The organism is Paraburkholderia sp. GAS448 (genome assembly GCF_050435685.1).
Lineage (GTDB): Bacteria > Pseudomonadota > Gammaproteobacteria > Burkholderiales > Burkholderiaceae > Paraburkholderia.
In genome coordinates this window covers 199,450-223,010 of the sequence record NZ_JBNDKT010000010.1, presented here as the reverse complement: position 1 = coordinate 223,010, position 23,561 = coordinate 199,450, and the positions used below count along the sequence as shown (strand labels likewise).

Annotated in this window: 20 protein-coding genes; 6 read left to right on the top strand and 14 right to left on the bottom strand. The window is 63.9% G+C overall.

Annotated elements, in window-relative coordinates; genetic code table 11:
• Positions 1–42 precede the first annotated feature (42 nt).
• Entirely contained in the window at positions 43–1,449 is a 1,407-nt protein-coding gene (locus tag P3T23_RS20330; RefSeq protein ID WP_429317924.1) for a PLP-dependent aminotransferase family protein, read from the bottom strand.
• 144 nt (positions 1,450–1,593) lie between these two features.
• Here P3T23_RS20330 and P3T23_RS20325 point away from each other — a divergent pair, with 144 nt between their 5' ends.
• Together P3T23_RS20325 and P3T23_RS20320 are read left to right on the top strand one after the other, a co-directional pair.
• Positions 1,594–1,911, top strand: coding sequence for a DUF2917 domain-containing protein (locus P3T23_RS20325; protein ID WP_429317923.1), 318 nt, complete (start codon positions 1,594–1,596; stop codon positions 1,909–1,911).
• Positions 1,912–2,058: 147 nt separating this feature from the next.
• Positions 2,059–3,486 carry a CoA transferase gene (locus P3T23_RS20320; protein ID WP_429317922.1) on the top strand — a complete coding sequence of 476 codons (1,428 nt, stop codon included), beginning with the start codon at positions 2,059–2,061 and terminating at the stop codon, positions 3,484–3,486.
• A 13-nt stretch (positions 3,487–3,499) separates the two neighbouring features.
• Here the strand turns inward: P3T23_RS20320 and P3T23_RS20315 are convergent, their stop codons facing one another.
• Positions 3,500–4,246 carry a GntR family transcriptional regulator gene (locus tag P3T23_RS20315; RefSeq protein ID WP_429317921.1) on the bottom strand — a complete coding sequence of 249 codons (747 nt, stop codon included), beginning with the start codon at positions 4,244–4,246 and terminating at the stop codon, positions 3,500–3,502.
• A gap of 252 nt (positions 4,247–4,498) precedes the next feature.
• Here P3T23_RS20315 and P3T23_RS20310 point away from each other — a divergent pair, with 252 nt between their 5' ends.
• Together P3T23_RS20310 and P3T23_RS20305 are read left to right on the top strand one after the other, a co-directional pair.
• Positions 4,499–5,344, top strand: a complete 846-nt coding sequence (locus tag P3T23_RS20310) for an aldo/keto reductase (RefSeq protein ID WP_429317920.1) — start codon at positions 4,499–4,501, stop codon at positions 5,342–5,344.
• Between the two features lie 50 nt (positions 5,345–5,394).
• A complete protein-coding gene (locus P3T23_RS20305; RefSeq protein ID WP_429317919.1) occupies positions 5,395–5,595 on the top strand; it encodes a hypothetical protein in 201 nt (66 codons plus the stop codon).
• 93 nt (positions 5,596–5,688) lie between these two features.
• On the opposite strand, the gene P3T23_RS20300 is transcribed toward P3T23_RS20305, so the two are convergent.
• From P3T23_RS20300 to P3T23_RS20250, 11 genes are all read right to left on the bottom strand, one after another.
• On the bottom strand, positions 5,689–6,600 hold the full coding sequence (locus P3T23_RS20300; protein ID WP_429317918.1) for a hypothetical protein: 912 nt from the start codon (positions 6,598–6,600) through the stop codon (positions 5,689–5,691).
• 595 nt (positions 6,601–7,195) lie between these two features.
• Positions 7,196–9,304: an ABC transporter ATP-binding protein gene (locus P3T23_RS20295; protein ID WP_429317917.1), complete on the bottom strand. Its 2,109-nt coding sequence runs from the start codon at positions 9,302–9,304 to the stop codon at positions 7,196–7,198.
• Positions 9,301–10,200, bottom strand: a complete 900-nt coding sequence (locus tag P3T23_RS20290) for an ABC transporter permease (protein WP_429317916.1) — start codon at positions 10,198–10,200, stop codon at positions 9,301–9,303. Before P3T23_RS20290 ends, P3T23_RS20295 begins: the two co-directional genes overlap by 4 nt.
• Positions 10,197–11,225, bottom strand: coding sequence for an ABC transporter permease (locus P3T23_RS20285; protein WP_429317915.1), 1,029 nt, complete (start codon positions 11,223–11,225; stop codon positions 10,197–10,199). Before P3T23_RS20285 ends, P3T23_RS20290 begins: the two co-directional genes overlap by 4 nt.
• Before the next feature lie 66 nt (positions 11,226–11,291).
• On the bottom strand, positions 11,292–12,962 hold the full coding sequence (locus P3T23_RS20280; protein WP_429317914.1) for an ABC transporter substrate-binding protein: 1,671 nt from the start codon (positions 12,960–12,962) through the stop codon (positions 11,292–11,294).
• A gap of 317 nt (positions 12,963–13,279) precedes the next feature.
• Positions 13,280–14,296: a HoxN/HupN/NixA family nickel/cobalt transporter gene (locus tag P3T23_RS20275; protein ID WP_429317913.1), complete on the bottom strand. Its 1,017-nt coding sequence runs from the start codon at positions 14,294–14,296 to the stop codon at positions 13,280–13,282.
• A gap of 15 nt (positions 14,297–14,311) precedes the next feature.
• Positions 14,312–14,824, bottom strand: a complete 513-nt coding sequence (locus tag P3T23_RS20270) for a cupin domain-containing protein (protein ID WP_429317912.1) — start codon at positions 14,822–14,824, stop codon at positions 14,312–14,314.
• A 177-nt stretch (positions 14,825–15,001) separates the two neighbouring features.
• Positions 15,002–17,107, bottom strand: coding sequence for an elongation factor G (gene fusA, locus P3T23_RS20265; protein ID WP_429317911.1), 2,106 nt, complete (start codon positions 17,105–17,107; stop codon positions 15,002–15,004).
• 397 nt (positions 17,108–17,504) lie between these two features.
• On the bottom strand, positions 17,505–18,011 hold the full coding sequence (locus tag P3T23_RS20260) for a DUF192 domain-containing protein (RefSeq protein ID WP_429317910.1): 507 nt from the start codon (positions 18,009–18,011) through the stop codon (positions 17,505–17,507).
• Between the two features lie 146 nt (positions 18,012–18,157).
• Positions 18,158–18,352 carry a hypothetical protein gene (locus tag P3T23_RS20255; protein WP_041758551.1) on the bottom strand — a complete coding sequence of 65 codons (195 nt, stop codon included), beginning with the start codon at positions 18,350–18,352 and terminating at the stop codon, positions 18,158–18,160.
• Between the two features lie 374 nt (positions 18,353–18,726).
• Positions 18,727–19,296 carry a pseudouridine synthase gene (locus P3T23_RS20250; RefSeq protein ID WP_429317909.1) on the bottom strand — a complete coding sequence of 190 codons (570 nt, stop codon included), beginning with the start codon at positions 19,294–19,296 and terminating at the stop codon, positions 18,727–18,729.
• Positions 19,297–19,633: 337 nt separating this feature from the next.
• Here P3T23_RS20250 and icd point away from each other — a divergent pair, with 337 nt between their 5' ends.
• Positions 19,634–20,890 (top strand): NADP-dependent isocitrate dehydrogenase, encoded by a 1,257-nt coding sequence (gene icd, locus P3T23_RS20245; protein ID WP_429317908.1) that lies wholly within the window; start codon positions 19,634–19,636, stop codon positions 20,888–20,890.
• 186 nt (positions 20,891–21,076) lie between these two features.
• Positions 21,077–22,690, top strand: a complete 1,614-nt coding sequence (locus P3T23_RS20240) for a multicopper oxidase family protein (protein WP_429317907.1) — start codon at positions 21,077–21,079, stop codon at positions 22,688–22,690.
• Positions 22,691–22,834: 144 nt separating this feature from the next.
• On the opposite strand, the gene cspD is transcribed toward P3T23_RS20240, so the two are convergent.
• Positions 22,835–23,041: a cold shock domain-containing protein CspD gene (gene cspD / locus P3T23_RS20235; protein ID WP_017776809.1), complete on the bottom strand. Its 207-nt coding sequence runs from the start codon at positions 23,039–23,041 to the stop codon at positions 22,835–22,837.
• Between the last annotated feature and the right edge of the window lie 520 nt (positions 23,042–23,561).

Here is a 23,561-nt window from a genome sequence, read left to right as displayed (position 1 = left end):
GCCGATGCCGGCGGCCGGACGGCGTCCAGCCAGCCGGTCTCTTCAAGCGGGAAGGTGCGCTGCGGCGTCGAAGAACGCCCGCGCGCGCGGGTCGTTGGTGAAAGCCGCGTTGACGCGGATCCACGGGCTCATTTCCGCGTTGGGCCGGAAATAGCTGCCCGGCGCGACGGTCACGCCGAGCGGCGCTCCGCATTCGACGAGCCGCGCCGCGTCTTCGACGTGCGGCACACGCGCCCAGACGAACTTGCCGCCCAGTGGCTTTTCGAACACTTCCCAGCCGCTGTCTTCGAGGGTCTGGACGGTCAGGCCGAGCGCGTCGCGCATGCGGCGGCGCAGCCGTTCGAGATACTTCCTGTACATGCCGCGCTCGAGCAGCGCAACCGCGACCGCTTCCGCAAACCGCGAGCCGCCGATGCTCGTCAGCATCTTCACGTCGGCAAGGTCCTTGACGATGGCCGGACTCGCGATGAGATAGCCGATCCGCAGCGACGACGATAGCGTCTTCGACAGGCCGCCCACGTACACCACGTGTTCGAGCTGGTCGAGTGTCGCGAGGCGGTCGGTGGGCTCGGCCTGGAAGTCGGCGTAGATATCGTCTTCGATGATCGTGAACTGGTGTTCGCGGGCGAGCTGCAGGAGCCGGAATGCGACCGGCGGCGCAATCGTCGTGCCGGTCGGATTGTGGAAGACCGTGTTGATGAAAAAGAGCCGTGGCCGGTGCTCCTTCAGCTGCGCCTGCATGGCGTCGAGGTCGGGGCCGTTGCGCGTCCTTGGAATGCCGACGAGACGCACGCCATGCAGTTTCAGCAGACCGTTCAGGTTGTAGTAACCCGGATCTTCAACGAACACTGTGTCGCCGGCCTTGAGCATGTAGCGCATCAGCAGGTCGAGCGCCTGGCTTGCGCCGTTCGTGATCAGGATCTGCGACGCGTCGGCCTCGATGCCGAGCTGCGCGACGCGGCTTTGCAGATGGTCGCGCAAGGTCGCGTTGCCGAGCGGCGTCGCGTAATCGATCAGGCTCGAACTGTCGACTCGCGATACATGACGGATCGCCTGGCCGATGCTGTCCATGTCGCGCCACGCTTCGGGGATGAAGCCGCTGCCGAGCTTGAGCGCCTCGCCCGGATGATTGAACTGCTGAAGGATGTGGACCGATTCTTCGTCGGCCCGCCGCGGGTCCGAAGTGCCCTCGCCGGCGAGCGCCCCACGCGGACGTTCGGCCACGTAGAAGCCCGAACCGTGGCGCGAATCGATATAGCCGAGCGACACGAGGCGATCGTACGCCTCGATCACCGGAAAACGGCTGATCGCGTAGTCGGCGGCGAACTGACGGATCGACGGCAGTTTTGCGCCCGGATGGGCCGCCCGGGAACGGATCCACGTCTGCACGCCGGTGACGATCTGCTCGGTGAGGGGGACACCGTTGTCGCGGTTCAGTTCGAGTTTCATACGGCCTCCGTGTTCGGCGTGCCGGTCACTGTCTGGTTTTTCGACTGTACAGTTTCGATGAAACTGTACAGAACTGTGCATGGGGTTTCGGTCCCCGCGCCGCAATAATGACTCAACCATCAAGCCGTTTCAAGGAGCACTGCGATGCGCGAAATCCGTACTTTCGAACTGGAACATGGCGAGCCGGCGGCCGCGTGGCGCGTCGCCCAACCGCTCGTCCTGAAAGTGATTGCCGGCGAGATCTGGCTCACGCTCGATGGCGACCCCGAAGACTACTGGCTCGCTGCGGGCGATACCTTCGAATTGGCGCGCGGCGCCCGCGCGTGGGTCAGCGCAGGGCAGGGCGCGGCACGGCTCGCGCTGGCCTTCGCCGGCTGCAGGCAGCAGGTGCGGACGATGGCTACGTCGGCTTCGCGGCTCTTCTGGCGCGACTGGCTGCCGCGCTGGCTGACGGCAGCCTGATTGCGCCGGGGCATGCGTTTAGCGTGCCATCGTGCGCGGCATGCTGGGTGAGAATCGAACGATTGCCGGGCACACGTCGATCGTTCTGTGGTCGAATCAGGATACACAGACTCGCCATGGCGTCCATCGCGGGCGCCTGCCAGGTTCATGACACCTCAACTTGCACTCAGGCATATCTGGTCGGTCGCGGGATGCGATCTCGCGGCGCTCGACGCCGTGTCGATCGAAGGATCGGATCCCGCGCTCCCGTCGGTCTATCGCGTCGGCACGCTCGCGTCCTCAACCATCGCAGCGACGGCGCTCGCCGCTGCCGAATGTTTTCGTCTGCGCACAGGTCGTCGGCAACGCATCGATGTCGACGTGCGGCGAGCGCTCGTGGCGTTTCGCAGCGAGCGCTATCTGCGTGTGAACGATGGTCCTGCGCCTGAATTGCGCAGTCCCGTCACGGGCTTCTATGCGACCCGCGACGGTCGCTGGATACAGCTGCATACGAACTTTCAGCATCATCTCGATGGTGTGCTGAAGGTGCTCGGCTGCGCGAACGATCCCGCAGCCGTCGCCGAAGCGATTCGCGGCTGGATTGGCGCGACGCTCGATCAAACCCTCGCCGACGCGGGCCTGTGTGCCGCGCTGATCCGTGCGCCGCACGAGTGGGCTGCGCTGGATCAGGCGAAGGCTGTCGCAGCGTTGCCGCTCTTCGAGATCGAACGGATCGGCGACGCACCGCCCGAATCCCCGGGACGGGGCGACGCCGCGCGGCCGCTTGCCGGTACACGGGTGCTCGACCTGTCGCGGATCATCGCGGGACCGGTGGCGGGGCGCGCACTCGCGCAGCATGGTGCGCAGGTACTGCTTGTGAATGGTCCGCATCTGCCGAACATCGCGCCGCTCGTCATCGATAACGGGCGCGGCAAACGCTCCGCGACGCTCGATCTGCGCGACGAGGCCGCGCGCGAGCAACTACGCGCACTGGTGTCGAACGATGCGGACGTGTTTCTGCAGGCCTATCGCCCAGGTTCGCTCGCGGCGCGCGGCTTTGCGCCGGAACAGCTGGCGCGGTTGCGACCCGGCATCGTGTGCGTGTCGATTTCGGCGTACGGACACACGGGGCCGTGGGCCATGCGGCGCGGCTTCGACAGCCTCGTGCAGTCGGCGAGCGGGATTGCGTGGACGGAAAGCCGGGCGGCTGCTGCGGATGATAGATCGGCCGCAGGAGGGCAGAGCGACAGGCCAAAGCACCTGCCCTGTCAGGCGCTCGATCACGCCACCGGCTTCCTGGCCGCGTTCGGTGCGATGGCGGCCCTCGCGCGCCGTGCGACCGAGGGCGGGAGCTGGCATGTGAGGGTGTCGTTAGCGCAGACCGGCCGCTGGTTGCAGTCGTTCGGACAGATCGACGACGGGTGGCGCACGCCCGACGTCACCTTCGATGAGGTGCAGGACTGTCTGGAAACCGTCGAGTCGCCATTCGGCCGGATTAGCGCAGCGGCACCCGCAGAACGGATGTCGGAGACGCAGCCGTTTTACGCGCGGCCGCCGGTGCCGATCGGCACCGATGAGGCGCATTGGGAACCGTGACGCGCCGCGCTGCCTACTTGCGAAGCTCCGCCACGAAGTCGTAGTAGTCGTTGCGGCAATAGGTATCAGTGAGTTCGATCGCACGCTGGTCGGAGGTATAACCGACGCGCGTGATCAGCAGCAGCGCCTCGTTCGGCGCGATGCTCATCTGCTGGGCGATTTCTTCGCTCGCGTTGACTGCGCGGAAATGCTGCAGCGCTCGCACGATCGACAGTCCGCGCTGGTCGAGATAGCTGTACAGCGAATCACCGATCGCCTGCGGATCGGGAATCACCGAGGACGGAAATGTCGAGTTCTCGACGGCCATCACGATACCGTCCGCGAGCCGCAGCCGCCGCAGACGTGTCACCGCCGCGGCCGGCGACAATCCCAGCTGGATCACCTCATCGCGATTGGCCGGCTGGATTTCGCGCGACAGCCACTTCGAACTCGGCGTGAAGCCGCGCCGCCTCAGCATTTCGCTGAAGCTCGACAGTCTCGACAGGGGATCTTCATAACGCGGCGTGATAAAACTGCCCGCGCCTTGCGTGCGCCGGATCAGTCCCTGCTCGACGAGCAGCGCGATGGCTTTGCGCGCGGTGATCCGCGAGACGCCAAGCGCCTCTGACAGGACACGCTCGGACGGCAGGGCTTCGCCCGCGTTCCAGCGGTTTTCGTGGATGGCGTGACCGAGTTTGCGGGCAAGTTGCAGGTAGAGCGGCGTGTCGTTTTCCGGGTCCGGGCGCAGGTCGCGCCAGCGGTCTTCCGAGGCAGAGTTCATGTGACGGACGCAAGAAGGGCAAGCGGCAATTCTATGTCATTGGCGCGTTGCGTTATAGCGGGCTTTTGCCTGGCAGTGGGTCGAAGCGTACGCGAGCGGATAAACTCGATCGTCCATCGCGCGGACTGGCGGTATGTGCGGGGCGGAGCGCCCGCACCGGTTGGCGGGCATTCGTAGCCATGCACATACCTGCCCGGGAACGCATCTCATCCACCCGATACGCGCTTCGAAACCCAAGCAGAAGGAGTCTTCATGACGACCGATACCGCCAGCGTGAGCCTGCCTGACGGCGAGCGCATTCCGAAACTGGGGCAGGGCACATGGGAGATGGGCGAGCAGCCGTCCCGGCGCACCGCCGAGATCGCCGCGCTGCGCGAAGGCATCGAACTCGGCATGACGCTGATCGATACCGCGGAGATGTACGGCGACGGCGCCACGGAGACGCTTCTGGGCGAAGCGTTGCAAGGCATGCGTGACGATGTGTTTCTCGTCAGCAAGGTCTATCCGCACAATGCGAGCCGACGCGGCGTGCAGGCCGCGTGCGAGCAGAGCCTGAAGCGCCTGAAGACCGACCGGCTCGATCTGTATCTGCTGCACTGGCGCGGCTCGGTGCCGCTCGCCGAGACCGTCGAGGGGTTCGAGGCGCTTCGTCGTGCGGGCAAGATCCGTCACTGGGGCGTCAGCAACTTCGACACCGACGATATGGAAGAACTCTTCTCGGTGCCGGGGGGCGACGCATGCGCCACGAACCAGATCCTGTACAACGTCGCGCGGCGCGGAGCGGAGTTCGACCTGCTGCCGTGGTTGGCCGCTCGCAACCTGCCTGCGATGGCCTATAGTCCCGTCGATCACGCGCGCTTGCCGAAGCGCTCGCCGCTTGACGATATCGCCGGCGCGCGGGGTGTCTCCGTGTTTCAGGTGGCGCTTGCCTGGGTGCTGCGGCGGCCAGACGTGTTCGCGATTCCGAAGTCAGGGCGCATCGAGCATGTGCGTGACAACCGTCGCGCACTCGATCTGCAACTCACCGCCGATGAATATGCCGCCATCGACGCGCACTTCAGGCCGCCACGCAGCAGGCGGCCGCTCGAGATGCTGTGAGCGGCGCGCGTTGACACGTGCGATGTGTATCAGCTGCAGGCGTGATGCGAATGAACGGAGCCGAGCACGGCGACTTCCGCAGGCGTGCGCCTGAGCGCATCTTCGCTGACCTGACTGGCATCGCTGAGGAATTGATCGACGCCGTTGGGTTCCGGCCCGCACGCGGCGCGCCGTCGACCATGGCGATGCTGAAGGAAGAGATAAGTGTGGATGATCCGGGCCCGGCGGTGACGCCCAGACCGGGGATCTGATCGTCACCGCCCACTCAGGCTCGGACCGATAAAGGCTGCTGGATCGTTTCGGAGCAGGGAACGGTGCGGGGGCGCCGTTCCCTGCCTGCGGCTCTAATGTCCGCTGCCACCGCCGTGACCACCGCTGCCGGAGCCGCCGCCGAAGCCTCCGCCAAAACCGCCACCGTTCCCGAAACCACCGCCGAAGCCCCCACCGAAGCCGCCGCCGAAACCACCGCCCTTGCCTGCGCCACCGCTCGGGCCGCCGCTGCCGCAGCCGCAACCGCTAGTACCACCACCGCTGCCACCACTGCCGCTGCTGCCGCTACCACCGTTGCTGCCGCTGCCACCGCCACCGCCACCGCTGCCACCACCACCACCCTTGCCACCGCTGTTACCACCACCACCCGAAGAACCACCGCCCGGGCCATTTGCAGCGCCACTGCTCGAGTTGGCCGCCGAAGCGCCGCCACCGCCTGCGCTATTTCCGCTCGCGCTATTGCTGCCGCTGCCACCACTCGACGCCGCGCCGCTGCTCGCGCTGCTCCCGCCGCGTCCGCCGTTAGCCAGCTTCGAGTCGCATTCGCCGACCGAATCGCCGCGACATTCCCTGATCTGAAAAACGGCCGCTGCGTCGTCAGCCGCTGTTGTTGCCATGCCTGACGATGACCCCATCGCAGGCGATTCGCTCTGCGCGAGCACCGTGGCAGTTGCGCCGCCGCTTGCAGGCAGCGGCGCATCCGCTTTCACGCTGCTTCCCGAAAGGGAAGCGCTGGCTGTTGCGCTATTCACCGGTTGCCGGGCGCTGGCCGTGCTGCTGGCCGTCCCGCCTGTTGCCGGTGAAGTTGTCGCCTGCCCGCTGCTCGCCGGTAGCGGCGCATCGGCCGCGATGATCCACTTCGGAATCACGTCGGTCGTCGCCGCGCCGTGCGCAGGCACCGCCAGTAAAGCCCCCGCGCCAGCAACACACGCTGCCGCACCCCGCAACAACACATCGTAGTACTTATTGAATTTAGTATTGTTCATTGCTTGTCTCCCGACGAAATGGCGGCTCCTCGTTTGCCGTCATTTCTTCTGGTCACCTCGCATGCGACGGGCCCGTCATTGGGCGAGCCTCGTCGCTCCCCGGGGTCGGTCTGCACGCCGCATATCTCGCCTCGCTGCCGCGATATGCGTAGAGCGTTCTCTTTACCGTTAGGCCGTCGTCCATCGAATGACCGTGGATAACGCCGACTGCATCCAGTCCATGCAGCGGACCTCCCCGTCCGCCGCCTGCGCTGTCTGCCGCATGCGACCGTGAAGGTCGCGCCCGGTTACCAGAACGTGTCGACTGAGCCTCAAAGTCGCCCTGTCGATCATCGCTGGCCGATGCCCGCATGATTCTTAGCGATATCCATGCCATTGCCCGCAAACCCATGTCCAACGCAGGATGTGGCTCGCGTGTCTGACGCAGGCCTGGCAGAATTGGGCAAAAACGTTTCTGAGCTGAAACGCATGCGATGCGGGCCGTCGCGCAACGTGTCATCGATGTATCGCGACGTATCGAGGTGCAGACGGCACGGCGGGCATCCGCGCTCGAGGAGGGTTCGCCTGTAACGGATCCGCAGGCGAAGATAGCAGCTCAAGCGTCGCGGCGAGGGGCTTGCAACGCGCGAAGTTCTTCGAGAGGGATGTGGCAGCGGATCCGATGGCCGTCACCCGCATCCTGCATCGGCGGGTCCTGCTGCACGCAGATCGCGCCGATCCTGCGCGGACAGCGCGTATGAAACACACATCCCGATGGTGGCGCGGCGGCGGATGGCATCTCGCCCTCAAGGCGTATGCGTTGCGCGCCGCGGGTCTTCGAATCGAGCGTCGGCACAGAGGAGAGCAGCGCTTCAGTGTAGGGATGATGCGGCCCGCCGAAGACGGCCGCGGCGGGCCCAATTTCCATCAGGCGCCCGAGGTAGAGCACGGCGATGCGATCTGACAGGTAGCGCACGACGTGCAGGTCATGCGAGATGAACACATAGCTCACGCCGTGTTCGCGTTGCAGGTCGGCGAGCAGGTTCAGGATCGCGGCCTGCACCGAGACGTCGAGCGCCGACGTCGGCTCATCGCAGACGACGACGCGCGGGTCGCCCGCAAACGCGCGGGCAATTGCGACGCGCTGCTTGAGGCCGCCCGACAGTTGCCGCGTGCGTACGCCGAGATAGCGGTCGGGCAGGCGTACTGCTGCCGTCAGCGCGCTCAGTCGCGCATCGTGAGCCTGACCGCGCAGCGCACCGAGCCTCGACAGCGCGCGGCCGATCAGATGCTTCACCGAATGCGCGCGATTGAGCGCCGAGTCCGGATTCTGGAACACGATCTGCAGCGACTTCACCTGCTCGTCGTTGCGTCGCGTGACGCGTGCCGGCAGCGGTGTGCCGTCGAGTTCGATGACGCTGCCTTCGTCCGGCGTAGTGAGGCCGAGCAGGAGTCGCGCGAGCGTTGTCTTGCCGCTGCCCGATTCACCTACGAGGCCAAGCGTCTCGCCCTTCGCAAGTTCTAGCGAGACGTCGTCGACGGCGCGCAACGCGGTGCCGGCGACATGAAACGTCTTCGACACGTTTTCCGCCCGCAGCACCTGGATATTGCGCCCGGCGTTGTGCGCACGGTCTTCATCGGTATCGCGCATGGAGGACGGCGCTGCATCATCCGCGAGGCGCGGCAACGTGGCGGCTCGCTCGTGATAGTGACAACGCGACATGTGCTCGCCGGTTGCCCCACTCAGGCGAAACGGCGGCGGCGCGTCGCGTCGGCAGCGATCGTCGGCGAGACGGCAGCGATCGGCGTAGATGCAGCCCTGCGTCACCGAGCCCGGCAGCGGCAGATGCCCCGCGATCGTATCGAGCCGGTCAGTGTCCTTGCTGCGTCCGGTGGTCGGCAGGCAACGCAGCAGGCCCACCGTATACGGATGACGCGGCTGCGAAAAGACATCGCGCGTGGTGCCTTCTTCAACCAGTTTGCCCGCATAGAGCACGCCAACCCGCTCGCACATCCGGCCGATCACCGCGAGGTTGTGGCTGATGAACAGCACGGAGGTGCCGAGCTCCGCACGCAGTTGCGAGACGAGGTCGAGCACGTCCGCTTCGACGGTCGCATCGAGCCCGGTCGTCGGTTCGTCGAGGATCAACAGCGCGGGATTCGACGCGAGCGCCATCGCGATCACCACGCGTTGCTGCATGCCGCCCGACAGCTGATGCGGATAGCTGTCCATCACCCGCTCGGGCGACGCGATGCGCACGCGGCGCAGCATCTCCAACGTGCGCTGCAGCGCGTCCACGCGCGTTGCGCCCGCGGCCTCGAAGGCTTCGGCGACCTGGCGCGCGATCGTCATCGAAGGATTGAGCGCGCGTGAAGGGTCCTGGTAGACCATCGAGATCGACTTCGCGCGCATCATGCGCAGCGCTTCGGCATCGAGCGCGTGCACGTCCTGCCCCGCAATCGTGATGCGCCCGGCCTTCACCTTGCCGTTGCGCGGCAGATAGCGCAGCGCGGCCATCGCGACCGTCGACTTGCCGCAGCCCGATTCGCCGACGAGGCCGTACGCCTCGCCGCGCCGCACGCGAAATGACACATCCTGCAGCACTTCGCGGTCGCGTCCGCGGATGCGATACGTCACCGTGAGGCCGACGACCGTCAGCGCATCGGTGCGCTCGCTCTTCGACACGTCGAATGCGGGGAACGAGGCGGGCGGCGGGCCGTTCATCGGTCGAGTACTCCTTGCACGCTGTCCGCAATCAGGTTCACGCCGACGACGAGCGAGGCGATCGCCGCCGCATCGAAGACGACCGTCCACCACGCTCCACCCGCCATCAGCGTGTACGACTCCGACAGGGCGAGACCCCAGTCGGCCGATGGCGGCTGGATACCGAAGCCGAGAAACGACAGCGTCGCCACCGCGAAGATCGCGTAGCCGAGCCGCACGTTCGCTTCGACGATGATCGGCGGCAGCACGTTTGGCAGGATTTCCGCAAACATGATGTACGGCGCGCGTTCGCCGCGCAGCTGCGCGGCGGCCACATAGTCGAGATGGCGTTCGGCCAGCACGGCGGCGCGCACGGTGCGCGCGGTGATCGGCGTGAAGGTGATGCCGATCACAAGAATCACCGTGAAATTCGACGTGCCGACGGCCGCGAGCGCCAGCAGCGCGACGATCACGAGCGGCAGCGCGAGCACGGCATCGATGGCACGGCCGACGATGTTGTCGACCCAGCCTTCGAAGTAGCCGACGAGAAGACCGAGCACTGTGCCCGCGAACGTGCCGAGCAGGGTCGCGAGCGGCGCGATGGTGAGAATGTCGCGCGCGCCGACGATCATGCGCGAGAACACGTCGCGGCCAAGCTGATCCGTGCCGAACCAGTGCACGTGATCGGGCGGCGTCAAGGAGTTGAGCGGGTCGGACGCATAGGGGTCGTGCGGCGCGATCCACGGCCCGGCGATGGCGCACACGGCCCAGCCCAGCAGGATCAACACGCCGACGATGAACGTCGGCGAACGCAGCAGCAGGCGCAGCTGATCGAAGCGCGGCTCCTGGCTGCGCGGTGGAACAGGTGCCACAGGCGGAACCGGGGGGATCGGCGTATCCGGCGCAACGCTGCTCATTCAGCCCCCTTCACGCGCAGGCGCGGGTTCAGCAGCACATGCAGGGCGTCGGCGACGAGATTTGCAACCGTGTACACGACGCCGACCGTCAACACGCCCGCTTCGAGCATCGGAAAATCCTTGGCCTTCGCGGCGTTATAGATCAGCGAACCGATGCCCTGATAGTGGAACAGCGTCTCGACGACCACGAGACCGCCGATCATGTAGCCGAGTTGCGTGGCGGCCACGGTGATCGTCGGCAGCAGCGCGTTGCGCAGTACGTGCCGCCAGATCACGATGTGTGGCGGCAGGCCCTTGAGGATCGCCGTGCGCGTGTAGTCGGCATCGAGCGCCTCGACGGTGCCCGCACGCGCCATCCGTGCGATGTAGCCGAAGAACACCAGCACGAGTGGCAGCACCGGCAGGATCAGATGCTTCAGTTGTTCCAGCACACCGGCATCAGGGGGATACGAGGCTTCGATCGGCAGCCAGCGCAGCCAGATGCCGAAGATCAGGATCAGCACGATCGACGACACGAATTCCGGGACCACTGTCGCCGACAGGCCCGTGATGCTGATGGTCCGGTCGAGCCAGCGCCCGGCATGCATCGCGGCCCACACGCCGCCCGCGATACCCAGCGGTACGACGACGATGAACGCAAGGAAGCCGAGTTTCGCGGAATGGCCGAGCGCCTCGACGATGAATGGAGCGACGGGCGTGCGAAACGCGTAGGACATGCCCATGTCGCCGCGCATGAAATGCGTGATCCACCCGATGTATTGCGTAAGCAGGGGCCGGTCCGCGCCGAGCTGATGGTTGAGCGCGGCGACTGCGCGCGCATCGGCCAGCGGCCCGAGCACGGCGCGGCCGATGTCGCCCGGCAACAGCTGGCCGCCCGCGAACACGATCACCGACAGCAGCCACAGCGTGACCAGCGAAAGCATCACGCGCGTCGCAAGAAAGCGCGTGACCCGGCCTGCGTTGCCGCTGGCGGCGCGGGGGGCACGCGGCGCGCGAGGGGCGGAAGGAGAAACCATCGTCGACATCGAATGCTCGCGTAAGGTCCTGGCGCCGGATGCGATCATGGTTCAGCCGGCCAGGGCGTTAGCCGTTCAACCCGTCAGCACCGCGCGATCGAAATACAGCTGCGCGATCGCGGTGAAACGGACGCCGCTCAGCACACTGCGCGTGGCGATCAGCTGGTCGTAGAAGTACGGGATGATCAACGGTGTCTCGTCGAGCAGCAGCGTCTGGATCTGTCCGGAGATCTTTTTCTGCGACGCGATGTCGACGGCCGCGACAAAATCCGCGACGAGCTTGTCGTACTGCGGATTCTTGAAGTGCGCGGCGTTCCAGGTGCCGCTGCTCGTGAGCGGGGCATTGAGGAACACGTTCGGCACGCCGCGATGGCCGTAGTCGGTGATGCCGAGCGGCGAGTCGAGCCAGTCGGATTTCCCGGGCGTGCCCGCGCCGTAGTAGAGCGACTGGCTTTCGACCTTCAGGTTGATCCGCACACCGATCGCCTTCGCCGCGTTTTGCACGACAACGGCGAGATCGGAAATCTCCATGTACTTTTCGGTGGTCAGCGTGACGTCGAAGCCGTTGGCGACGCCCGCCTGCGCGAGCAGTTGCTTCGCTTTCGCGACGTCGATCCTGCGCTGCGGCACGCTCATGTCCGACGACGGAAAAACCGGCGCGAACGGACTGTCGTTGCCCAGCACGGCCCGGCCCTTGAAGAGGCCACGCACCATCACATCGCGATCGAGCGACAGCGCGAGCGCCTGGCGCACGCGCTTGTCCCTGAAAAGCGGATTGTCGTTGCGCATGTGGATCTGCCGATGCGCGCTCGACTTCACGCCGATTACCTTGAATTCGGGATTGTTCAGGATGCCGGAGCCTCCCTGCACGGTGAACGTGCCCATCACGTCGGCCTGATGTCCCTGGAGCGCGAGGATCTGCGCCTGTTCGTCGGCATAAAACGAGAACTGCACGCGTTGCGGCAGCGCCTTTTCGCCCCAGTAATCCGGATTGCGCACGAACGAGACGCCGACCTTCGGCTGGAACTGCTCGAGCTTGAACGGACCCGTGCCGATGAAGGTTTTCTCGTAGTTGCCTGCATAGTTCGCAGGCAGGATCACCGCGTTGTAATTGTCCGAGGAAACGTAGTACGGGAAGTTGCCGTTCGGTGCGTCGAGATGAAACGCCACCGTGTAATCGTCGACGACTTTCGTGCCGCCCTTCGACAGCACGCCCTTCAGCACGGAGAGCGCAGCCGAGCCGCTTGCCGGATCGGCGAGGCGGTCGAAGGTGGCGGCGACGTCTTTCGCGGTGAACGGCTGGCCGTCGCTGAATTTCACGTTCTGGCGCAGCTTGAAGGTCCACACGTCGCCCGTCGGGTTGGGTTGCCAGGACAGCGCGAGAGCGGGTTGCAGCTGCGAATGCGCATCGTCGTTGACGAGGAATTCGCCGGTCTGGTTGAGCAGGGCAAGCCCAGCCGCATCGGTGACGGTGAGCGGGTCGACGGCGCCGCCCGGTGTCAGATGGGCTACACGGATGGTTGCGTTGGCACCCTTGGTCGCGCCTTGCGCCTGCGCGCGCGGCGCATTCAGGATGCCGCCGCCCGCGAGCGCCAGGCCAATCACGCTCGCGTAGCGCAGCAGCTCGCGGCGCGACAGGCGGCCGGCAAGGAATTCGTCGATGGCGTGATTGCCAAGGCTGTCAGCGCTACGGCGTGCAGTTTCGAGGGCGAGAAGGGCCGGTTGGCGATCCGCGGGATTCTTCATCGAGTGGCGTTCCGTTTCGTTCTAATGGGTGCCGCGCGAGGGGCGCGGCAGGGCGAGCGGTATTGCGACGACGAATGCGGTTTCAGTGTAAGCGATTGCTTCGGGATTCGGAACGCTGCGCCAGCCGCAAGTGCGTTCCGGGCAGGGAAAATGGGCAAGGTGTGTCGCGACGACAACGCCCGCTGCGCCGTGGCGCCGCAAGCGCTGTTTGCGCGGCCGCCAGGGGTGACGCATCAGCGTCGCAAGCGCTGCACGGGCAGCGTCTGCCGGCCCTTCATGTGGGCGGTACGGACAACGATTGCTGGCTGCGGCACGGCTCAGCGCGCTGACGCGGCCGGCCGGCGCCAGCGATGAAACAGCACCGAGCCGATCCAGCATGCCATGAAGAGCGCGACGATTCCGTAGCCCAGCGGTCCGAAACGCTCGTTGATGGCGGCTGCGGCGTCCCACAGGCCACCCGTCAGGCCGAATCGGTCCGACAGCAGTCCAAGCGCCTCGACGCCACCGATCACAATCGCCACCACCGCCGATACGAACGTGATGCTCGCGTTGTAGTAGAGCTTGCGGCGTGGGTCGTCCATCGCCCAGCCGTATGCGTGGACCATCAGCACGTTGTCGGTGGAGTCGACGAGCGTCATGCCCGCCGTAAACAGCGCGGGAAACACAAGGATCGAGTACAGCGGCAGGCCTTTGCCGGCTTCGCCGGCGGCGATGGCGAGGAGGCCGATTTCAGTCGCGGTGTCGAAGCCGAGCCCGAACAGCACGCCGACCGGATACATATGCCAGCTCTTCGTCACGAGCCGGAACAGCGGCCGCAGTGCGCGAGAGAGGAGCCCTGCGGGCACCGGCGCGGACGTTTCGTCCGGCAGCGTACCGCCGCGCTGCACATGCCGGTGGCGACGCCAGAGATCACGCAGGATCACGAGGTTGATACCGGCGAGCACGAGCAGAAATACCGCCGACACCACCGTGCCGATCGTGCCGCCCACCGCCGCGAAGCTTTCGAAGCGGCCGTGCAGCGTGAGCGCCGTCAACGCAATGCCGATGGTCGCGGCGACGACGATGGTCGAGTGTCCTAGCGAAAACGAAAGGCCCACCGTCAGAGGACGTTTGCCTTCCTGCATCAGCTTGCGCGTGACCGTGTCGATTGCCGCGATGTGGTCCGCATCCACCGCATGACGCAAACCGAAGCCATACGCCAGCAACGCCGTGCCGAGCAGCAGCGGATAGTGGCGAAACGCGATCAGCGCCCATGCCCACGCGGCCAGATTGGCGGCGACGAGCACGATGTAGAGCGAGACGAGGCGAGGGCGCAGGGCTGAGGGCGGCGTCATGAAGCGCGATGAGCGTTAGTGATCGTGCGGATGCTTGTGGATCGGATCAACCCAATAGACTGTTTCGGGGGCTTCGACTGCATCGATATTCAGGTTCACGACCACGGCTTCGTTGTCGCTGCGCACGAGCACGCATTCGAGCGGATCGTCGGTGCTCGCGTTGATTTCCTGATGCGGGACGTAGGGCGGCACGAAGATGAAGTCTCCAGGACCGGCTTCCGCCGTGAATTCGAGGTGCTCGCCCCAGCGCATGCGCGCGTGTCCCCGCACGACATAGATCACGCTTTCGAGTGCGCCGTGGTGATGCGCGCCGGTCTTCGCGTTCGGATGGATCGTCACTGTGCCCGCCCAGATCTTCTGCGCACCGACGCGGGCCGCATTGATGGCCGCCGCGCGGTTCATACCCGGCGTTTGCGCAGTATTCGTATCGAGCTGGTCGCCGCGGATGACCTTCACACCGTGTTCGCGCCAGTCCGGGTGTTCACCCTCGCGGTCATGCGCGCCCTCATGGGCATGATCGTGGCTCATGATTGTCTCCTCGCTTCAGGCATCGGCCCACATCGGCTTATTCTGGCACGTTCAAAAATCGGCCGTGCCGCAGCGGGACACCGCCGCCTTGCCTGCTGACCGCGTTGGGCCAACCAGACAGAAAAAAGCCCGTCCACAAGGAACGGGCTTTGCGTTACATCACGGTGCTGCGAAACACTATTTGTGCTTCGAGTTGATGATGCCCTCCGACACGTTCGACGGCGTTTCGGCGTAGTGCTTGAACTCCATCGTGTACGTGGCGCGACCCTGCGTGAGCGAGCGCAGCGATGTCGAATAGCCGAACATCTCTGCGAGCGGCACTTCGGCGCGCACGAGCTTGCCGCCGCCGCCGGCGATGTCTTCCATCCCCTGCACGATGCCGCGCCGGCCGGAGAGGTCGCCCATCACGTTGCCCATGAAGTCCTCCGGGGTCTCGACTTCGACCGCCATCATCGGTTCGAGCAGCACCGGCTTCGCGCGGCGCATGCCTTCCTTGAACGCCATCGAGCCGGCCATGCGGAACGCGTTTTCATTCGAATCGACGTCGTGGTACGAACCGAAGGTCAGCGTCGCCTTCACGTCGACCACCGGGTAGCCCGCCAGCACACCGGCCTTGAGCGTTTCCTGAATGCCCTTGTCGACCGCCGGAATGAATTCGCGCGGCACGACGCCGCCCTTGATCGCATCGACGAACTCGTAGCCGCCGCCCGGCTTTTGCGGCTCGAGCTTCAGCACGACGTGACCGTACTGGCCACGGCCGCCCGACTGTTTGACGAACTTGCCTTCGACATCCTCAGCCGTGGTGCGGATCGTTTCCCGATACGCGACCTGCGGCTTGCCGACAGTGGCTTCGACGCCGAACTCGCGCTTCATCCGGTCGACCAGAATTTCCAGGTGCAGCTCGCCCATGCCGGAGATGATCGTCTGCCCGGATTCTTCGTCGGTCTGCACGCGGAACGATGGGTCTTCCTGCGCGAGACGGTTGAGCGCGATGCCCATCTTCTCCTGGTCGGCTTTCGTCTTCGGCTCGACGGCCTGCGAGATCACCGGTTCAGGGAAGATCATCTTTTCAAGGATGATCACGTGATTCGGATCGCACAGCGTGTCGCCCGTCGTCGCTTCCTTCAGGCCGACCGCCGCCGCGATGTCGCCGGCGTAGACCTCCTTGATTTCCTTGCGCTCGTTCGCGTGCATCTGCAGGATCCGGCCGAGACGTTCCTTCTTTTCCTTGACCGGGTTGTAGACCGTATCGCCCGAATTCACGACGCCCGAGTACACGCGGAAAAAGATCAGCTGGCCGACGAACGGGTCGGTCATGATCTTGAACGCGAGTGCGGAGAACGGATCTTCATCCTTCGGATGACGTTCCGCTTCGTGGTCGTACTCGTCGTGACCCATGATGGCGGGCACGTCGACCGGCGACGGCAGATAGTCGATCACAGCATCGAGCATCGCCTGCACGCCCTTGTTCTTGAACGCGCTGCCGCACAGCATCGGCACGATCTCGTTCCTGATCGTGCGTGCACGCAGGGCGCCCTTGATTTCGTCTTCGGTCAGCACGCCGCCGTGCAGGTACTTGTCGAGCAGTTCCTCATTGGCTTCCGCCGCGGCTTCGACCATCTTTTCGCGCCACTCGTGGGCGGTCGCCTCGAGTTCGGCGGGAACGTCTGCATAGGTGAACTTGACGCCCTGGCTTTCGTCATCCCAGAGAATCGCCTTCATCTTGACGAGGTCGACCACGCCCTGGAAGTGATCTTCCGCACCGATCGGAATCTGGATCGGCACCGCGACGCCCTTCAGGCGATCGGCGATCTGACGCTGCACGCGGAAAAAGTCGGCGCCGACGCGGTCCATCTTGTTGACGAACGCAATGCGCGGCACCTTGTACTTGTTCGCCTGGCGCCATACGGTTTCGGACTGCGGCTGCACGCCGCCGACCGAGTCGTACACCATGCACGCGCCATCGAGCACGCGCATCGAGCGTTCGACTTCGATGGTGAAGTCGACGTGGCCCGGGGTATCGATGATGTTGATCCGGTGTTCCGGATAGTTGCCGGCCATGCCTTTCCAGAAAGCTGTCGTGGCAGCCGACGTGATTGTGATGCCGCGTTCCTGTTCCTGCTCCATCCAGTCCATGGTCGCCGCGCCGTCGTGAACCTCGCCCAGCTTGTGATTCACGCCGGTGTAGAAGAGGATGCGTTCGGTCGTGGTGGTTTTGCCGGCATCGATGTGAGCGCTGATACCAATGTTCCGGTAGCGTTCGATGGGAGTCTTTCGGGGCACGTGAATCTCCTTGGAAATGCGCGCCGGTGGAAGGAGCCGGGTAATCGCGGCATCGACCTTGCTGCGTCGATCTGCTGGATTCCCGGACGATCGCGGTGCTACGGTGATAAGACTACTAGCATAGCGCTACCGTCGGCCTTTTGCAGGAATCTTGTCAGGCGGGGGGCGGGCGTCGCCGGCGCCCGCCCGGGGCTCGCGCAGCGCCGTCGGGCAGGCGCGGCGAGCTCGGCCGGCGCCATCGCGGCGGCGGCTGGCAACCTGCCGGCAACCTTGGGACGCGCCGCAAAAAAGCCGGTGAACTCCGTCTCGGGCGTTCACCGGCTTTTCGTATCCGGCAGGCTGGCCGCGGCGCAAAGGCGGCCGCGCTGCGTCGCGTCGCTGGCTATGCGACTCGCTGTTATTGCGGCGCAGGCAGACCCTGGATCTGCATTCCCGGCTTGATGCCCTTTGACGCAAACCAGCCCTTGCTCATCTCGAGTACATAGACGCCGTTGTGCGTCGGGCAATGATTGTTGGTGGTCTCGGCCTGCATCTCGTCGATGTCGGTGATCGTGCCGTCGGCACGCATGAACGCAACCGAGAGCGGGATCAAGGTGTTCTTCATCCAGAAGCAGTGCACGGCGTTTTCGTTGAAGACGAACAGCATGCCTTCGTTCGGCGCGAGCTTCGTGCGATACATGAGGCCCTGTTCGCGGTCCGCATCATTGGCGGCGACGGCGGCGTCGATCACGAACATGCCTGCCGTGAGCTTGACGCGTGGGAAGTCACCGGGCTGTTTGGCACCTGGCGGCATCTGCTGCGCGTGCGCGTCATTCGATCCAGTGGCCGCGAACGACAGGGCAGCGATGGGCAATGCAACCGCGAACGCGAAGCGCGCGATCATTGAGCGCAGGGGGATTCGCACGACGTGACTCCTTGCTTGAAAATAACCCGCGCATGTTACGCGAGCACGACAAAAACAAAAAGGCAGATCGCCTTGCGGCCATCTGCCTTTCAACGCCGTAAGAACGGCAAGTGCTGCTAGTTCTTGACTGCGTTTTTACAAAAAACTTATTCCGAAGCGCCCGAAGCTGCAGCCGCTGCTGCTGCCTTCTTGTGCGACTTCTTGTGTGCGTGCTTCGTGGTCTTCTTTGCCGACGAAGCAGCTGCCATCGGAGCTGCCGAAGCTGCTGCCGGTGCCGAAGCTTGTGCGAATGCTGCCGTTGCGAAGAGGCCAGCGACCAGAGCGGCGATCAGTTTGTTCATTTTGTAAATCCTCAGCATGAGTTGCGGTTAATTAACCAATGACCCGGTTCTTGAGTCAGATCGGTAAACGTGCCATCCACCTTTCGGTTGACAGGCGCATCGAACAAATTTTTCGACGTGTCTGCCAGCGTCCGGACCGTTCATGCGGGCCGCTAAAACGGCTTGCACAAAGGCCCTTAAGCCTGAATGCCGGATAGCTTCGGTCGGCATCTGCGTCGAATAACGCGTGAGCTTGCTACACGGTTGACGAAAATTTTCTGGAATCTTTATTCGCTGACGTGAGAAGCAGAACCGCGGGCTTGCGCGAGTCCCTCATGCGGAAAAAATACTTGCAGGTACAACGGCTTAGGTAATCGATGCCGATTTAGTGGGGATCACGCCGTGCCGTCCCATGGCGCCCGTGGCGATAATTCGATGTGCTCGCCGGGCAAGAGACCCAGCGCAAAAATATCGAGTGCGCCGATTCCGACGCGCACGAGACGCAGCGTTGGAAAACCGACCGCCGCAGTCATGCGCCGTACCTGCCGGTTCTTGCCTTCGGTGATCGAGAGTTCGATCCAGGTTGTGGGAATGGCCGCGCGAAAGCGGACGGGAGGGGTGCGCGGCCAGAGCGTTTCAGGCGGCTCGACAAAGTCCGCGCGACACGGGCGCGTCACATAATCACCAAGATCGACGCCGCGCGAGAGGGTCTTCAGATCGCTGTTTGCCGGCGCGCCCTCGACCTGGGCCCAGTACCGTTTGACGAGTTTGTGCCGCGGCTCGGCGATGCGCGCCTGCAGCGCGCCGTCGTCTGTCAGGAGCAGCAGGCCTTCACTATCGGAGTCGAGCCGTCCCGCCGGATAGACACCCGGAGTCTTGACCCAGTCGGCCAGCGAGGCGCGCGTTTCGTGCGGCGAGAACTGGCAGATTGTGCCGAACGGCTTGTTGAGAGCGATCAGGGGCATGCGGTAAATCCGGCAAAAAGTCGGGCCACGTCGGCGCGGCAAACCACATCGACGAGCGGTGTACGGGCCGGGCCTGGTGGAAAATGGCGAGATATTAATGCATAATACGAAACGTCAATTCTTATGTCTTATATAAGACATAAGAGTGGGGATGGTGTTCCTGCCGTGTCGTTTTGCCGGATTTCCATGGGGTCCGCGTCAATGTCTGCGTGGGCTAGAATAACCGCCAGGCCGCTTGCGGGCGTCCGGCACTACGCGCGTAACGAGGAGCGCCCGGTTCTGCAGTCCCCAACCTGCTTTTGCCCTGCTTCCACCAGCACATCACTGGAGTTCGATCATGCCGTATCAGCACATCAAGGTTCCGACGAGCGGTGACAAGATCACTGTCAACGCGGACTACTCGCTCAACGTATCTGACCAGCCGATCATTCCGTACATCGAGGGCGATGGCACGGGCCTGGACATCACGCCGGTGATGATCAAGGTGGTGGACGCTGCTGTCGAAAAGGCGTATGCGGGCAAGAAGAAGATTCACTGGATGGAAATCTATGCAGGCGAGAAGGCCACCAGGGTGTATGGCCCGGACGTGTGGCTGCCGGAAGAAACGCTTGAGGTACTGAAGGAATACGTGGTCTCGATCAAGGGACCGCTGACGACGCCCGTGGGCGGCGGCATTCGCTCGCTGAACGTTGCGCTGCGTCAGGATCTCGACCTTTACGTCTGCCTGCGCCCGGTGCAGTACTTCAAGGGCGTGCCTTCGCCGGTGCGTGAACCGGAGAAGACCAACATGGTGATCTTCCGCGAAAACTCGGAAGACATCTACGCCGGCATCGAATGGGCTGCGGAATCGGAGCAGGCGAAGAAGGTCATCAAGTTCCTGCAGGAAGAAATGGGTGTGAAGAAGATCCGCTTCCCGGAAACATCGGGTATCGGTATCAAGCCGGTCTCGCGCGAAGGCACGGAGCGCCTGGTTCGCAAGGCGATCCAGTACGCGATCGACAACGATCGCCGCTCGGTGACGCTGGTTCACAAGGGCAACATCATGAAGTTCACGGAAGGCGCATTCCGTGACTACGGCTACGCACTGGCGCAGAAGGAATTCGGCGCAGAGCTGGTCGACGGCGGCCCGTGGATGAAGTTCAAGAACCCGAAGACGGGCAGCGACATCGTCGTCAAGGACGTGATCGCCGATGCGTTCCTGCAGCAGATCCTGCTGCGCCCGGCCGAATACGATGTGATCGCCACGCTGAACCTGAACGGCGACTACATTTCGGACGCGCTGGCAGCACAGGTCGGCGGTATTGGCATCGCGCCGGGTGCGAACCTGTCGGATTCCGTCGCGATGTTCGAAGCGACGCACGGTACGGCGCCGAAGTACGCAGGCAAGGATTACGTGAACCCGGGTTCGGAGATCCTGTCGGCGGAGATGATGCTGCGTCACATGGGCTGGACTGAAGCAGCAGATGTGATCATTGCTGCAATGGAAACATCGATTCTGCAGAAGCGCGTCACATATGACTTCGCGCGTCTGATGGAAGGCGCGACGCAGGTGTCGTGCTCGGGCTTCGGCCAGGTGCTGATTGAAAATATGTAAGCGCGTCTGATACCTTTCGGAGCGATCCGGCAAGCCCTGGTGTGCACGATGTGTCGCCAGGGTTTTTTGTTTTACTGCGTTGGGTATCGCCAGGCATTGCGCGTGCGGGGGTATTACATAGATGTGCCTGGCGTCCGTCGTGCTCATCGTGTCTTGCGCACGTTCGTCCGCAACAAGGAAACCATCATGATTCGCAGGCAATTTCTCGCGCGCTCGCTGAGCGCCGTTCTCGCGTCGCTGTTTGCGCGCGGCGTCTTCGCGCAGCACGCAGGCCATTCGATGCCGGACATGCCGGATATGGACGACATGCCGGGCATGTCCGGCACGCAGCACGCTGAACCATCACTCAAAAAAACGTCACCGGTCGCACTCGCGTCACCCGACGCGCTTCCTCACGGCGCCCCGCTCGCGGACCTGCGCAAGCTGCCAAACGACAGCCGCGAACCCGGCATCTTCCGCGCGACACTCGTCGCAGAGCCGGTGTCGCGCGAGGTGCTCCCGGGCCATCCGACAATCTTCTGGCAATACAACCCCGCGAACGGCGACACGACCAAAGGTCCGTTCACCGGTCCGCTGATCGACGTGCGCGAAGGCGATACCGTCGAGATCCGCTTCGTCAACCGCCTGCCGCAGCCGTCAACGATCCACTGGCATGGCCTGCCCGTTCCGCCCGATCAGGACGGCAACCCCGCCAACATGGTCGCGCCGGGCGCCACGCGCGTGTACCGGTTCACCTTGCCGGCGGGCAGCGCCGGTACGTACTGGTATCACCCGCATCCGCACATGATGTCGGCGGAACAGGTGTTTCGCGGACTGGCCGGGCCGATCGTCGTGCGTGCCGCCGACGATCCGCTCGCTGGCTGGCCCGAACGCACTTTGTTCTTTTCCGATCTCAGGCTCGCCACCGACGGCTCGATTCCGCCGAACGACATGATGGACTGGATGAACGGTCGCGAAGGGCAGTTCGTGCTGGTGAATGGCGCGCTTCGGCCCCGAATCACCGTGGTGGAAGATGAGCGCTGGCGTCTCTGGAATGCGTGCAGTGCCCGCTATTTGAGATTCTCCCTGGGTGATCGGCAGCGCTTCGCTCAGGTCGGCACGGACGGCGGTCTGCTGGAAAAGCCGCGGGATGGGCTGACGGAACTCCTGCTCGCGCCCGGCGAGCGGGCGGAAGTGGTCGTGCGGGCAGGTGACGCACCGTCTGAGGCGACCCTGACTGCCGAAGTCTACGATCGCCGCAAGATGGCGATGTCGCACGGCAGCCTGCCGCCCGATCCGGCCCGTGCGCTCGCCGCTGTCAACTACCAGCCGTTGGCCGGCGCCAGCGAACGTGCAATTCCTGCAACGCTCAGGACGATCATGTCGCTGGGTGCACCAGTCGCCCGGAAGTCGGTTGTTTTTTCCGAGTCGATGGACATGGCCGCCATGCACCGTCCCGGCGCATCCGCACGCGGGATGCCGGCCGGCATGAAGTTCATGATCAACGGCGCGACCTTCGATCCAGGGCGCGTGACGCTCACCAGCCGGCGCAACGAAGTCGAGTTATGGTCGATCGAAAATCGCACCGACATGGAACATCCGTTCCATTTGCACGGCACGCAGTTTCAGGTGATCGAGCGGGAGCGGGGCGGCGCAAAAATACCCGAGCCGTATCTCGCGTGGCGCGATACGGTCAATGTTCAGCCGGACGAAATCGTACGCATTGCCACCGTGCAAAACAAAGCAGGCGAGCGGATGTTCCATTGCCATATTCTGGAACATGAGGATCTCGGCATGATGGGCACTTTGAAAGTGACCTGAGCTGGATAACGGGTTAATCGGGTAACCGCATCGAATCCAGTTGATTCCAGCTCATTGCCGCGAGAGTCGAACTCGAAATCTGGTGGCCTGAAATGAAGAAACCCGGCACGAGGCCGGGTTTCCAGGGTACGGGTATCGAACGGATCAGGCTGCAGCCTGGATGTTCGATGCCTGTTTGCCTTTGGGGCCTTGCACGACCTCGAAGCTTACCTTCTGGCCTTCCTTGAGGGTTTTGAACCCGTTCATCTGGATAGCCGAGAAGTGCGCAAACAGATCCTCACCGCCTTCGTCGGGCGTAATGAATCCGAAACCTTTCGCGTCATTGAACCATTTGACCGTACCAGTTGCCATTCCAACTTCCCCTGTAACTCATGTCACTACCACGAGCCCTCGAAAAGCTTGACGACCACGGAATGCAGCCGCCCCTCCTCCAAGCTCACCATCGGCATTTTTTCGTATGTCCGGCTGGGTTGAAAAAAGTGCCAGCTTGATTGTTGAGGCTCTTAATTCGACTGTCAAGAAAATTTTGAGACTGCCGTAGACGCGTTGTAAAGATCCAATTTCCAGGGTTTTTCCTTCTTTTCTTATGTGCGCTGGCGCAAGCGGGGCGCCTTGAAAAGTCGCATAATCGACTCACATGAGGTCTCGAAGGGGCGAGTGTCGAGCAAGCCTCCAGCCCGTTCCGGCGGGTTGTGCGATACTCGTTTCGACTGCAGTTTTCCGGAGCAGGCGGCAACGACAGTCCGGAGAGCCGGATCCGCAATCGGCTCGGCGCAGAACACACGCCCGATGGGGCAGGAGAGGGGCGGGGCGGTTGGACGGTACAAACCGGCCACCGGCCGGCCGGTCGGGTTTTGGCAGGGATTGCGGG

Coding starts and splice junctions, on each gene's coding strand:
- P3T23_RS20330 (WP_429317924.1), bottom strand. CDS start 1,449: ATGAAACTCGAACTGAACCGCGACAACGGTGTCCCCCTCACCGAGCAG.
- P3T23_RS20325 (WP_429317923.1), top strand. CDS start 1,594: ATGCGCGAAATCCGTACTTTCGAACTGGAACATGGCGAGCCGGCGGCC.
- P3T23_RS20320 (WP_429317922.1), top strand. CDS start 2,059: ATGACACCTCAACTTGCACTCAGGCATATCTGGTCGGTCGCGGGATGC.
- P3T23_RS20315 (WP_429317921.1), bottom strand. CDS start 4,246: ATGAACTCTGCCTCGGAAGACCGCTGGCGCGACCTGCGCCCGGACCCG.
- P3T23_RS20310 (WP_429317920.1), top strand. CDS start 4,499: ATGACGACCGATACCGCCAGCGTGAGCCTGCCTGACGGCGAGCGCATT.
- P3T23_RS20305 (WP_429317919.1), top strand. CDS start 5,395: ATGAACGGAGCCGAGCACGGCGACTTCCGCAGGCGTGCGCCTGAGCGC.
- P3T23_RS20300 (WP_429317918.1), bottom strand. CDS start 6,600: ATGAACAATACTAAATTCAATAAGTACTACGATGTGTTGTTGCGGGGT.
- P3T23_RS20295 (WP_429317917.1), bottom strand. CDS start 9,304: ATGAACGGCCCGCCGCCCGCCTCGTTCCCCGCATTCGACGTGTCGAAG.
- P3T23_RS20290 (WP_429317916.1), bottom strand. CDS start 10,200: ATGAGCAGCGTTGCGCCGGATACGCCGATCCCCCCGGTTCCGCCTGTG.
- P3T23_RS20285 (WP_429317915.1), bottom strand. CDS start 11,225: ATGTCGACGATGGTTTCTCCTTCCGCCCCTCGCGCGCCGCGTGCCCCC.
- P3T23_RS20280 (WP_429317914.1), bottom strand. CDS start 12,962: ATGAAGAATCCCGCGGATCGCCAACCGGCCCTTCTCGCCCTCGAAACT.
- P3T23_RS20275 (WP_429317913.1), bottom strand. CDS start 14,296: ATGACGCCGCCCTCAGCCCTGCGCCCTCGCCTCGTCTCGCTCTACATC.
- P3T23_RS20270 (WP_429317912.1), bottom strand. CDS start 14,824: ATGAGCCACGATCATGCCCATGAGGGCGCGCATGACCGCGAGGGTGAA.
- P3T23_RS20255 (WP_041758551.1), bottom strand. CDS start 18,352: ATGAACAAACTGATCGCCGCTCTGGTCGCTGGCCTCTTCGCAACGGCA.
- P3T23_RS20250 (WP_429317909.1), bottom strand. CDS start 19,296: ATGCCCCTGATCGCTCTCAACAAGCCGTTCGGCACAATCTGCCAGTTC.
- icd (WP_429317908.1), top strand. CDS start 19,634: ATGCCGTATCAGCACATCAAGGTTCCGACGAGCGGTGACAAGATCACT.
- P3T23_RS20240 (WP_429317907.1), top strand. CDS start 21,077: ATGATTCGCAGGCAATTTCTCGCGCGCTCGCTGAGCGCCGTTCTCGCG.
- cspD (WP_017776809.1), bottom strand. CDS start 23,041: ATGGCAACTGGTACGGTCAAATGGTTCAATGACGCGAAAGGTTTCGGA.